This is a genomic window from Polynucleobacter sp. 78F-HAINBA (genome assembly GCF_018882325.1).
Classification (GTDB): domain Bacteria; phylum Pseudomonadota; class Gammaproteobacteria; order Burkholderiales; family Burkholderiaceae; genus Polynucleobacter.
This window is the reverse complement of sequence record NZ_JACVOQ010000007.1, coordinates 15859-28520: the sequence shown is the minus strand read 5'-3', so window position 1 is coordinate 28520 and position 12662 is coordinate 15859. Positions and strand designations below refer to the sequence as shown.

Genomic DNA, 12662 nt, shown 5'->3' with positions numbered 1-12662 from the left:
TTCTAAAAGCAATAACTCGTGCCACCGTAGTAATTGCAGATGCGGGGTGGTGGGGTGATCGATTGGCCAAATGAGTTAGTAAAAGCCCTACCAATACCATTGAGCATGGTCGCTATGGCGGCAGTATTTGCTGGATTAGTGTATTCCTGCTGCATAAGCATTTCGCCAGTGTATTGACCTCTTTGTGGGCGGTCATTCTCTAGCGCCGCCTGAAACTGCGCTTTCGCGGACTCAATTGTTCTGGCAGATATGGCGGATTTGTAATCGGCAAGGCTAGCTTGACCAAGAGAATCAAATTCTTTTTGTGTGATGAGTTTTTTCTCTAACCGTTCACTGTGGAGTAATAACGACTGGTAAAACGATTGGATTAGCTTATCGTTTGGAAAGTATGATTTTGACAAAGAAAAAATTTCCTTCGCACCCTCAGATTGACTCTTTTCCCCTGCCTCTACTTTGTCTGCAATTATTTCAACTTCTTTAAAAAATGCAGCCTGATTGTTTTGAGCAATAACTGGCATAGATAAGAGTGCTGTAAATGCTAAAACAATGCTTATGATTATTTTCATTGTTGAACCCTTTGGATTTCTGATAACTGATAAAAAGCTGGAGTCGAGATAAGTCCCAATATCAGGAAAAATAGCCATTCATTGAATTTCATGATGGTTCCTTATTCTGCCAATTTGCGTAACCAGTTGATGGGGCTCCATGCACTTTTAGCTTTTATCGGTAAAGTAGTCTCAAATAAAGTGCCTAGGCAAAGATTAACAATAGTGAGTGAAGTCTTAAGCTGGCCCATAGGTAATTCATTTGCCATGGCTTCAATTGTCAGCCTCGTTTTTGGCTTCCATTTTCCTTTGGTGCGCGAGTCAATCAGCAGCCAAGACAGAATGACGGTCCAAGCATCTTTATCAGATAACAGTGGTGAAAGTTGATTTAATAAGGATGTTAGATTTGCGTCTATCAATTGCGTATCGATTAACCTTATGAATTTCTCAATATCCGCGGGATTTTGAATCCACTTATTAGCAATGCTGATGATTTCATCAAGCGTGAGTGTTCTTTGAGTCTTTTGATGGCCCACTTTTATTGGCGGCGCAAAGTCATTCAATAGGTCGCATGCCTCTCCAGCATCTTTGAGACTAATCTTTGAGCTAGTTACGCTTCTGAAGACTCTGGGTGAACTCTGTAATGCATTGGTTGTTGATTGCCTACTTCTAGAAAATAACACTGCAGGTCTATCAATTCCCTTGCTAGCTCCAGTGCCACCCCAGCCTGCAGCTAGCATCTGAGTGACTCTTTGTAGTTCTGGTAATTCGCTTACTTTTTCATCTTCTGGGCGAATGTGCGTAAGCAGGTAATTTGTATTTCGGGTGACGAGTTGGTAACTGAGGGCTAAGGCTGTTTGATTCTCTTCGGACATGTTTCTGAGCCTTTGCGCTGCCCCTAATCGTGAAATGATGTTTGAGTCTGACTGGATTAGAGTGCTTGCCTGCACCGAATATCTTTTAGGATTACTTCCAAGCTGAAAGGATAGGGTAGCGGGGTGCTGGGGTGGAGTTTTAAAACCTGCAAATATATGACTAGTGTTGAGATTAAAAATAGCGGTACTGATGCCGCTGACCCACTCAGGCTTTTCTTCATGACCCCAATCGATTTGAATATCACGCGCTCTGGGTTGACGCAATCGATGAAACATGCGGGTAATTGCCATTTGAATATCACCATTTGGCGGTACTAGTTCACAAGCGCCTCCAGTAGCTTCAGCTAGTTCTTGCAGGAGTGTTTCGGCAGGGGCATTGCCAACGCCAATGGCGAAGATACGTTGCCCAGATTGCTTAGCAGCTTTAATGATGTTGGCGGTATCCCAAACTTCACCGTCGGTAATAAGAAGAACATCTGCCTGAGCATCGTTCTCTTTGAGTCTAAAGGTGGAAAGCAGGGCATGTTCAATCTGTGTGCCGCCCATATTAGTCTGCGTATTACTAACAAAAATTGATGCTGCGGCAACATTAAATGGGGTGGCTGGTTGAAGTCCCTCAAAGGCATGCTCTACCATATCCCCAAACTTGGAGTAGCTAAGCTGGTCATCGGGATTAAGGCTTATTAAAACCTGATGCAATGCTTCCTTGGCTGATTCAATGCTATCGCCATTCATCGACCCTGAGCAATCGACCAATATCTTGAGGGCAACTGGTTGTGCAAACTTATCGTTATCGATATTGGGATTAAAGCTAGTTAATACAGTGCAAGCTTCCGAGCCCATATGTTTATCGGGTGCAACCATGTAAAAAGATTGGTTTTTGAGTCCGCTCAAATTCAGAATAAAGTCGCGATCTAAAAATCCATCACGAGTAAGCTCTACAATTGTTCCGGAGGTGTTTTGCGTTACGTCAATGTGATGGCTGGGCGACTCAATCGTGCATTTTTCTGTACCGCCACTAAGCAGCAATGAAAGAGTAAGGGGGTATTGCACCAACATATCAGCTTGGGTGCTTTGATACTCTTGAATCCCGCCAAAGTGCTCTTTTCCGTACCGTGGCGCAATGGTAGTGGGTAGGCAAATTCTGGCACACCCTTCTTCAACTTGCAGTAATTGCGCATAGCGATACTCAATAGTTGCCACTTCACCGGGTTTTAGATTACCCAGACTGGCGGTATAGATGCCTTCGGAGTTTTTCTCGAGCATGATGGGGGTGTCACCATCAGCAATCGCTTTTTCATAGCCCGTAATTGCCACCTGTTTTTCGATGACTAAGCCGCGAAGTCTCTTGCCTGCAATTTCTACATGGAGATCCATAAAACTAGCGCCCCAGCCCATTGGAAAGGTATAGGAGGCCTCAAGGTTATCTTGCGTGCAATTCTGATACTCCTGGCGAATAGTCATCTCCAGCATGAGACCTTGGACTATTCCTGTGGCTTTAACTGATTGCAGCGCCATTAATTGATTGCGCTCAAAAAGCAGTGAGGTTGTATTTTGAAAGGTCATCACTTGCTATCCTTTGCTATCTTTTCGTAGGCCTGCATCACATTTTGTAAAAATTCACGCAATTGCTCGGGGCTTAAATTTGCCGATTCTGGGGAGATCTGGAGCTCAACACCATCCGCAATCCAAAGATGGGTTTTTACTTCAATATGCCCCGGTTTTTTGATGCGAACGGGTAGAGGTAAAGCTTCGCCAGATAAAACCTCACGTATCCGCTCTAGCGATATACCTGAATCAGATAATTGCTTGATGCGCAGGGCTTTTTCAAGGTGAAGGCTGGTGTAGTGGGCTGCCCTTGTTTGCCCTATAGGCTTATCAATTAAGTCGATCTGGGTGTAGTAGCGCAGAGTGCGCGAACTTAAGCCCGATAAGGCGCAAAGTTCATCAAAGGTGAGTTTTTGGGTTTCCATACAGTTATATTAACACTAATAATGTAAATATAACTGTAAATATATAGAATGGGCTCCTAGGGCATCAAAAGCCCAATTGATGGGTTCTAAACCAGATTTTCGCTAAGAGCCCATGAAAACATCAACGCAGAGATGCTTGCTCAATTCTAAGTTTGACGAGATCCAGTAGCTCAAAGAAGGATAAGCCGAGCCCCTTGGCTATCACTTCTATGGCGTTGATGGTTGGATTGGCGCTTCCATTTTCTATGCGGCTTAAGTAGGTTTGATAAAACCCACATTTTTCACCAAACACAATTTGACTCATGCCAGCCTCTTTTCGCAAATCGCGAATAGTACTTCCTAGGTGGTGAACAAGCGCTTGGGTCATGCCCAAATATTCACGGATATACTCTAATTCACATAAACACTAATTCATATATTTTGTGTTTTTGTAGGAACTAGAGGGTTAATAAATCTAACGCATATAGCGCGGCGATGCCCCTGCAATCATCAAAAAAGGAAGCTCAATGGGTCTATCTAGTCAATTAAAGCAGTTAGTCGATAAAGACGGACTCGGGGAAAACGAGGCTGACGTTGCAGAAAGCCTGGATGTAGTGCAAGAGCGCACCAATCAATTGAAAGCGATATTTCCCGATGTCTTTAGTGACGGGAAAGTCAATTTTGAACGATTAAAGGCCGCGCTTGGAGATGGGATGGCCCGCACTAATGAGTGTTATGAGTTATCTTGGGCTGGAAAGGGTGATGCGCGAAGAGAGGTTCAAAAAAGAACAACGGCTACATTGCGACCTGATACCGCAAATAGTGTCAATTGGGACGCCACGCAAAATCTCTATATCGAAGGCGAGAATCTGGAAGTGCTTCGCATATTGCAAAAGGCTTACTTTGGCAAAGTGAAGATGATCTATATAGATCCCCCTTACAACACTGGAAATGATAGCTTTGTCTACCCGGATGATTACAGTGAAACCCTGAAAGAGTATCAAGCTCGTACGGGTGAGACTGATGAATCTGGATTTTTAAATAAACAAAATCTTTGGAAAAAAAATTCAAAGGAAAGCGGGCAGTTTCATAGTGTTTGGCTTTCAATGATGTACCCGCGACTATTTCTTTCTCGAAATTTATTAAGTGAAGATGGTGTTATTTTTGTCAGTATTGATGACAATGAAGCCGCAAATTTGAAGTTATTGATGGATGAAATTTTTGGCGAGGAAAACTTTGTTGGCCAGTTCATTTGGCGTCGTAGAGCAAGTTCCGCAATGGCCGACAATAATATTTCTAGCGATCATGAGTACGTGATTTGTTATCAGAGGGGACTTTTAGATACTTTTGCTGGAATTGCAAAAGATTTTAAGGGGTATAAAAATCCCGATAATGATCCAAGGGGTGACTGGGTTTTGGGTGATTTAACTGTTGGTATGGGTGCTGGGGCACGGCCTAACCAAGCTTATGACTTGGTAGATCCCAAGACAAATAAAGTTTACCCCTTCAACCCAAATAGAGTTTGGGCATACATTCCCGAGTCGATGAATAAGTTAATTGAAGCTGGAAAAATTATCTTTCCTCAAGACCCATCAGCTCGTCCGATGATGAAAAGGTTTAGGAGTGAGCTTAAATCTGATGTAAATCCCTTGTCGACGTTGCTAATAGATAAAGTTGGCCTGAACACAGAGGCCACAAAGACTATTCAAGATATATTTGGCGCTAATTACTTTGAGTACTCAAAGCCACTTTCACTTGTAAGAGAGTTTATAAGACAGACGGTTAAGGCAGATGGACTCATTCTTGATTTTTTTTCTGGCAGCGGCACAACAGCTCAAGCAGTTCTGGATCTAAATGAGGAAGATGGTAATAATCGTCAATTTATTTGTGTCCAAATGCCTGAATTATTGGAGGAAAATAGCGAGGCTTATAAGGCTGGCTTTAGAACTATCGCTGACATTGGCCGCACTCGCATTAAAAAGGTAATTGAGAAAATTGAAGGGAAACGTTTAGCGGATTCTAGGCAGGCAAGCCTGCCGGGTGCTGAAGATAGGCCTAAACAGGCTCTAGGTTTTAATGCTCTCAAGCTTACGCCATCTAATTTTAAGGAGTGGCGCACAGATATAAATAGCGAGGAAGACTTGCTTGCTCAGCTTGAATATCATATTGACAGCACTAAGCCTGATAGCGAGGTGAAATGTATGGTTTATGAATTGTTGTTAAAAATGGCACTCCCAATTACCACACCCGTCAGATGCTATGAAATCAAGAGTGGCGCCACGTCTAATCATATTTACCTAGCTACACCTGAAAATGCAAAGTCAATTGCAATATTTTTTGATTATATTTCCGAAGAAATTACCGAATATATCCTAAGGGAGGCTCCCGCTAAGGTCATCTGTCTCAGTAAATCATTTGCAGATAGTCAGGCCCTTACTAATTTTGATTTTCAAATGCAAAGTGCCAACATAGCTCTTGAAATTTTATAGACGATCAATAAATGGAATTCATATTTGACCACTTTGCCCCCCATCAATTAAGCGCTATTCGTGCTGTCACTGATGTGTTTAAGGGGCAGCCTAATGCTGGCGGGTTTTTTGATAACTCGCAATCTGATATTGGCTCTGTAGAGTTTGGTGAGCGAGGTATTGGAAATCGCTTGGTACTAAGCCCAGAAGCCCTATTAAAAAATATTTCCGAAATTCAGAAATCCAATGGACTGGCCGAATCAGTTAATTTAGTCCCCAGGGTTGATATAAGCGAGGAGCTCAGTGCCAAGGGAGTTGATTTAAATATTTCGGTTGAGATGGAGACGGGTACTGGGAAAACGTATAGCTATATAAGAACCATTTACGAGCTTTATAAAACCTATGGTTTTTGTAAATTCGTCATTGTTGTTCCTTCGGTGGCCATTCGTGAGGGTACTTTAAAGAATTTAGAAATTACCGCCAAGGAGATGAGAGCCTTATATGGCGTTCCTGCAAACTACACCGTTTGGGATAGCGCAAATCGTAATGCATTGCGTAATTTTTCTGCGTCTAATTCACTTCAAATCTTAATTATCAATATTGATAGTTTCGCTAGCGATAGCAACATTATCAATACCGTTACAGAGCAAGGCGTTAAGCCAATCGAGTTTTTGCAAGCCACCAATCCTATTGTGATAGTTGATGAACCACAAAACATGGAGACGCCAATTCGTAGGAGGGCGATTGATAACCTTAATCCTCTCTGCACCCTTAGGTATAGCGCTACCCACAAGAATCCTTATAACCTCATTTCGAGATTAACCCCGGTTGATGCCTACAACGCAGGTTTGGTAAAGCAGATTCAGGTTGATGGTATTACGGCAGAGCAAAACTACAATGCTGCTTTTGTTGCGCTCAAAGAAATACAGCGTGGTAAAGCGAGTCTCAAGGCAAAAGTTACTATTTTCGTAAATGGCGAGGCTGGTAGCGTCAATCAAAAGGATGTAGCTTTGAGTTTGGGGGATGATTTATTTGTTAAATCTAATCGCCGTGAGATTTATCGAGATGGCTTTATCTTGGAAAGTATTGAGGCTGACAAGGGGCTGATTGAATTTTCAGGCGGCCTCATCCTTCGGGTGGGTGATTCTCAGGGTGGATTTACAGACGAATTGCAGCAATTCCAGATCGAGCGCACCGTACGCTGGCATTTCGAGCGCGCCAAAAAATTGCATCCCTTGGGCATCAAAGTTCTCTCACTCTTTTTTATTGATAAAGTTGCCAACTATCGTAGCCCTGAAGGCAAGGCTAAGTTTGAAGAGTACTTTGAAGGGGCATTTACCAAGTACAGTAAAAAATCTGAATATAAGGGACTAATTCCATATCGCGCTGATGAGGTTCACCGTGGATATTTTTCGCAAGATAAAAAAGGAGTCTTAAAGGATACCAAGGGAGTGACCAAGGATGATGAGGATACCTATAGCCTCATTATGAAAAACAAAGAAGAGTTGCTCAACCTGGAAAACCCGGTCCAATTTATCTTCTCTCATAGCGCGCTGCGCGAGGGCTGGGATAATCCTAATGTGTTTCAAATTTGCACTCTTAACGAGAGCGTTAGTGAAGTTAAAAAGCGCCAAGAAGTAGGTCGCGGTCTGCGTCTGCCGGTCAATAGTGACGGGCAGAGGATTGTCGATAAGGACATCAATTTATTAACCGTAATTGCAAATGAGAGTTATGAAGCCTTTACTCGTGCCCTTCAAACGGAGATAGAGGAAGATACGGGCATCCCGTTCACCGGGAAGATTGCTGACGCTAATCGAGCAAAGGTTCAGGTGCGGTATACAAAGGCCGCGTTGACTCGAGAAAACTATCCCTTGTTATTTGACTTGTGGGATAGGGTTAGCTTTCATACTCGTTATGCAGTTTCGTATGAGGAGGCGACCTTGGTTAATAAAGCCATTCAATTCCTTAAAGACAAGAATCATTACCCGACCGTTACTCGCTTAACGCTGCAATCGAATACTGCCAAAATCCAGATGAGCGGTGAGGGTTTATTGGCCCAGAGCACTAGTAATGCCCTAAGAGAAACTCAAGGTAGGGCAAATGCAATTCCTGATGTTTTTGGTTTTATTCAAAGTCGCATTAAGCTCTCTCGCTCTTCAATAGCGGGGTTGTTTAAAGAGTGTGGGCGTATTGATGAACTCATGATTAATCCACAACGTTTTTTGGAGTATGTTGTTGCGGTTTTTGAGCGCGCTAAAAATGAAATCTTGTATGAGGGCGGTGTTAAATACGAAAAAGGTCCTGCATGGGACGCTAGCTATACCCAAAAGCTCTTCACCGATGAATTAGGCGAGGTACTTCAAGATCAGGTATTGGAAGTCAGGCCAGATTTTGCGGATAAGACGGCATTTAATTACTATCGAACAGATAGCGCTATTGAGGATAATTTTGCTCGCGATTGCGAGGTTAACGAGGCAGTTAAATTCTTTTTTAAAATTCCTAAGGGCTTTAAGATCCCCACCCCAATAGGAAACTACACGCCGGACTGGGCTGTAGTCTTGGAGCATGACAGTAAACTCTACTTTGTTTCTGAAACTAAGGGCACCTTAGATCCCGGGAAGTTGCGTGATGAAGAGAGATTCAAGATTCGGATGGGGAGCCAATTTTTTAGTGCTTTACAAACGGATATTGGTTATAAATTAGCAGTTAGGGCAAATGATTTAATAAGGTCGACTTGAACTTTTCAGCATGCGAAGTTCCAGCCCTTTAATGTACTGGCCTTCAGTATGAAATAGCTTGGAAAAATTACTTTTAAAGGCAATCAAGCATTCCAAGTCCTATTGCAACAGGGGCGGGAATGATCTACTTCCATCCTTTAATTCAAAAATTAAAGAGCCCCCCATTTCTTGCCCACAATTTTTTATGGGTGCAATAACTGGTAAAGGTGGGATTAAGACTGCCGGAGTGTTCGAAGACTATCGGGCAAAAGACGGTGATAAAGAATTGGAGTGCTTTAGGTGTGAATTTCGTAAAGCTAGATATTGGAAGATTGCTGTATAGGCAATAAAAGACCCGCTGAAGCGGGCTGGTAAGGCAATTTTATTCCTTTGGCTCTTTGGGTTTAGGTTTGGCCTGCAAGATTGATAGCCCAATTTGTAGGTGGCCATGTGGTTGTCGTCCCGTAATCCAAGAAATACATTCTCTTATTGCCCCATATAGAACCGAATGAGCTGTTATGTTAACCCCTCGCATAGCTTCAGGCATTTCAATTGTGTCGTCCGCGGAAAAAACACCTACGCATTGCATTTCTATGGAATAAGGAGAGGTCGACTCCTTATTTAGATTAAATTTAGTGGTCATGATTGCCATAAATCTTTTTGGCGACTCTGTTAATACCCTTATTTCTAAATTATTTTCAGGAATGTGAGAGGCTGGTGCACCTTCAGCTGCCTGTTGGAATGTGGGGATTGCCTCAACAAAGACTTTTGTAAAGTAGGTGTGCTCAAGAGAGATGGGGTGGTGAGCAATCATTGCTAAGCCGCCTCTGAATAATTTTCTAGATTGGTAATTGATGCCTCCATGGTCCACTCGGTAGCAAATTGAGAATTATTTGATGGTTGAGGTGCGGATTTAAGTTGCATAAATTCAGCCCACAAAAATGCATTTGTTGCGCCATCAGAAATTTCAATGTTGAGATGGCCTTTGACAGCCCTAGCAAGCATAACCATGGATTCAATTGTTAGATTGCTATCCCCGCGAAATACTTTGGACACATAGGCCGGACTTTTGCCAATCTTATTCGCAATATCTACATAGGCCATATCTGCATCCTTGCGCTGCTTTTCTAGCGCAACTGCAAATTCAATCTTTGCATTTTCAGCCCAATATGATTCGCGTTTGTTCGAGTCATCTAGGAATGATTGGATTTTTTTACTTGTTTTCATCTTCTTGTATTAGGACTAATTCCTCTTTTTTTGCAGCTACAAAGTAATTGTTTTTATACTCAATTGCTAATTTGACCGCTGATTTATCAGCTTTCGCTGTTGTTTTTCTAACACCGGTTGTGCAAACGGCAATTTGACCATTTAAACCTTTAAAGAAAAATAATCGTAATTTTCCTTTTCTAAACTCATAAATCCCATTTTTTTTATTGGCTTCATGGGACCAGCTCACAGGCGCTTTATCAAAACCATTCTCAGCTATAAATTGCAGGAACATCAGAAAGCCCTCTCGTGATGCTCGTGTTGCTTCTTCTCCGCTGGTAAGAAAGTCCTCGGCGGGACAGATGTCACCATCTAGTACGGCAACAACACTGTATCTCTCGGTAAATAAAGCCTTCAGTCTCAAATTGTTAACCTATGAGTTAACTTTGTCAATGGGAATTTATTAAAAATTTCCGCTGCGTAGCCATGTGATTTTTGTGTTGCCACTGAAGTGCCTTATTTGCAAGAATCCCAACTACTTTGAGGGAAAAGACTGGTTTTTGCAACCCCATAAATCTTCATTAGTTGTGGTCTTTGATTAACGTGGCCCATTATTTGCTTACATGGCGGTTACATGATGCAAAAAATCAAAAAAGGCTTCTAAGCCGATTGACCTAGAAGCCTTATGAATACTGGTTGCGGGGGCAGGATTTGAACCTACGACCTTCGGGTTATGAGCCCGACGAGCTGCCAGACTGCTCCACCCCGCGTCTGAAGCTGAAATTCTACCATTTTTTAGGGGTCTCTGTCGAGGTATACCTTCAAATGGAGTTGAAATAAGCGGTTTTGAGGGGTAAATATCACTCCTGAGTCAGCCTGCATAAGGAGTAACATATTGCCGTGCAACATCACCTTAAGGTTTTGAGATGTCGATTAGCAATCCAGAATTTTCAAGTTCCACGCTTTTAAATCCCGTAGAGGTTCATGGGCCTGAGGGCGAGCATAAAAAAAGCCTCGGCGTAATGATGCTTGCGGCAATTGGGGTGGTCTTTGGCGACATTGGAACAAGTCCTTTGTATGCCCTGAAGGAGTGCTTTGATTTTGAGCATGGCATTCCCTACTCTCCAGAGGCGCTCTTTGGTGTGATCTCTATGATGATCTGGGCGTTAATTTTGGTGGTGACGGTTAAATACGTCCTATTTGTGATGCGCGCAGACAATAAGGGCGAGGGTGGCGTTCTTTCATTAATGGCCTTAGCCCTTCGCTCATTCGACAATAAATCTAAGAGTTATTTCTTTTTTATGATCATCGGCATGTTGGGCGCTTGCATGCTGTTGGGCGAGTCCGTGATTACGCCTGCCATTTCAGTATTGTCAGCAGTTGAAGGCATCGAAATTGCTGCCCCCGCTCTACATAAATTCATTATTCCAATTTCACTAATTATTCTGGTTGCCTTATTTCTAATTCAAAAATACGGCACAGCTACGGTTGGTAAGTTATTTGGCCCAATTACGCTGGTATGGTTTTTAACGCTTGCCGTCCTTGGCGCTATCAATATTGGTGATGCCCCGCAAATTATTGCCGCGTTTAATCCGATGTATGCGGTGAACTTTATTGTTGCGCATCCAACAACGGCTTACATTGTGATGGGCGCTGTGGTCTTGGTAGTTACCGGTGTGGAGGCTCTCTACTTAGATATGGGGCACTTTGGTAAGTCACCCATTCGCTATGCATGGCTTTTTATTGTGCTTCCAAGTTTGCTGATTAATTATTTGGGTCAGGGCGCTTTACTACTTTCAAACCCAGAGGCTATCAAGAACCCCTTTTATTTGATGGTGCCAGATTGGGCGCTATGGCCAATAGTAGGTCTGGCCACGGCCGCAACGGTGATTGCCTCTCAAGCGGTAATCTCTGGTGCATATTCTTTGGTTAGCCAAGCAATTTTGCTCGGTTTTATGCCGCGCATGAATATTCTCCACACCTCAGATTCTGAGCAGGGGCAAATTTATATCCCACTTGTGAACTGGGCGCTCCTATTTATGGTGGTCGCGACTGTGGTGGCATTCAAGGGTTCAATGAACTTAGCTGCTGCATATGGAATATCGGTGACATCCACTATGCTGATCACTACTATTTTATTGGCTGTAGTGATGATGCGTGAATGGAAAATGAATGTGTTACTAGTCGCTTTCATTACTCTTTCATTCTTGTTTATTGACTTCGCTTTTTGGACTGCCAATTTAATTAAGATCAAAGACGGTGGCTGGTATCCATTGGCTCTTGGATTACTCTGCTTTACTTGTTTGATTACTTGGTTTCGTGGCCGTCAAATTTTGCGTCAACGTGCGATGGAGGAGGGTATTCAACTGAGTAGTTTTATTGATTCTCTTTTGAAGCATCCACCGCATCGCGTTGAGGGCACTGCAGTTTTCTTAACTGCTCATGTCGATTACTTGCCAGTTTCTTTCTTGCATAACCTCAAACACAATCATGTACTTCATGAGAGGGTATTTTTCCTGAAGGTGAGTATCTGGGACGTGCCCTATGTAAATGATTCTGAGCGCATCACCATGAAAGATTTGGGCGGAAATATCCATGTAGTTCGCGCGGTGTATGGCTTTAAAGAAACTCCAGATATGGGCTCCATCATTGACTTGATTGAGAAGACCTTTGGCATGAAGTTTGATTTGATGAATACCTCATTTTTCTTATCGCGCGATACCATCGTGCCCTCTGCAATACCGGGCATGGCTATTTGGCGTGAACGCCTGTTCTGTTGGATGTATCAGAACGCAGGTCGCCAATCTGACTTCTTTAAGATTCCAGCTAATCGTTTGGTTGAGCTCGGCGCAAAGGTAGAGATTTGAGAAGGCCGATAACCTTTCGCTCACTGCTTTCA

The 12662-nt window shown here is 42.9% G+C and carries 10 protein-coding genes and 1 tRNA gene; 3 read left to right on the top strand and 8 right to left on the bottom strand.

Annotated features, from left to right (window positions below):
- Window positions 1-2 precede the first annotated feature (2 nt).
- The 4 genes from ICN11_RS08395 to ICN11_RS08380 all read right to left on the bottom strand — a co-directional run bounded on the left by ICN11_RS08395 (window position 3) and on the right by ICN11_RS08380 (window position 3760).
- Window positions 3-644 carry a hypothetical protein gene (locus ICN11_RS08395; protein WP_216229988.1) on the bottom strand — a complete coding sequence of 214 codons (642 nt, stop codon included), beginning with the start codon at window positions 642-644 and terminating at the stop codon, window positions 3-5.
- 23 nt (window positions 645-667) lie between these two features.
- Window positions 668-2986 carry a VIT and VWA domain-containing protein gene (locus tag ICN11_RS08390; protein ID WP_216229987.1) on the bottom strand — a complete coding sequence of 773 codons (2319 nt, stop codon included), beginning with the start codon at window positions 2984-2986 and terminating at the stop codon, window positions 668-670.
- Window positions 2986-3393, bottom strand: a complete 408-nt coding sequence (locus ICN11_RS08385) for a helix-turn-helix domain-containing protein (protein WP_216229986.1) — start codon at window positions 3391-3393, stop codon at window positions 2986-2988. The genes ICN11_RS08390 and ICN11_RS08385 overlap by 1 nt, the downstream gene beginning before the upstream one ends.
- Window positions 3394-3514: 121 nt before the next feature.
- Window positions 3515-3760 carry a helix-turn-helix domain-containing protein gene (locus tag ICN11_RS08380; protein WP_216229985.1) on the bottom strand — a complete coding sequence of 82 codons (246 nt, stop codon included), beginning with the start codon at window positions 3758-3760 and terminating at the stop codon, window positions 3515-3517.
- A 139-nt stretch (window positions 3761-3899) separates the two neighbouring features.
- Between ICN11_RS08380 and ICN11_RS08375 the strand changes: the two genes are divergently transcribed.
- Both ICN11_RS08375 and ICN11_RS08370 read left to right on the top strand, forming a co-directional pair.
- On the top strand, window positions 3900-5861 hold the full coding sequence (locus ICN11_RS08375) for a site-specific DNA-methyltransferase (protein ID WP_216229984.1): 1962 nt from the start codon (window positions 3900-3902) through the stop codon (window positions 5859-5861).
- 11 nt (window positions 5862-5872) lie between these two features.
- A complete protein-coding gene (locus ICN11_RS08370; protein ID WP_216229983.1) occupies window positions 5873-8578 on the top strand; it encodes a DEAD/DEAH box helicase family protein in 2706 nt (901 codons plus the stop codon).
- Between the two features lie 361 nt (window positions 8579-8939).
- On the opposite strand, the gene ICN11_RS08365 is transcribed toward ICN11_RS08370, so the two are convergent.
- The 4 genes from ICN11_RS08365 to ICN11_RS08350 all read right to left on the bottom strand — a co-directional run bounded on the left by ICN11_RS08365 (window position 8940) and on the right by ICN11_RS08350 (window position 10533).
- Window positions 8940-9371, bottom strand: a complete 432-nt coding sequence (locus ICN11_RS08365) for a hypothetical protein (protein ID WP_216229982.1) — start codon at window positions 9369-9371, stop codon at window positions 8940-8942.
- A gap of 2 nt (window positions 9372-9373) precedes the next feature.
- Window positions 9374-9784: a helix-turn-helix transcriptional regulator gene (locus tag ICN11_RS08360; RefSeq protein WP_216229981.1), complete on the bottom strand. Its 411-nt coding sequence runs from the start codon at window positions 9782-9784 to the stop codon at window positions 9374-9376.
- Entirely contained in the window at window positions 9771-10187 is a 417-nt protein-coding gene (locus ICN11_RS08355) for a hypothetical protein (protein WP_216229980.1), read from the bottom strand. Before ICN11_RS08355 ends, ICN11_RS08360 begins: the two co-directional genes overlap by 14 nt.
- A 269-nt stretch (window positions 10188-10456) precedes the next feature.
- Window positions 10457-10533, bottom strand: a tRNA-Met gene (locus tag ICN11_RS08350).
- Between the two features lie 252 nt (window positions 10534-10785).
- Here ICN11_RS08350 and ICN11_RS08345 point away from each other — a divergent pair.
- Entirely contained in the window at window positions 10786-12630 is a 1845-nt protein-coding gene (locus ICN11_RS08345) for a potassium transporter Kup (protein ID WP_255539928.1), read from the top strand.
- The last annotated feature ends 32 nt before the right edge of the window (window positions 12631-12662 follow it).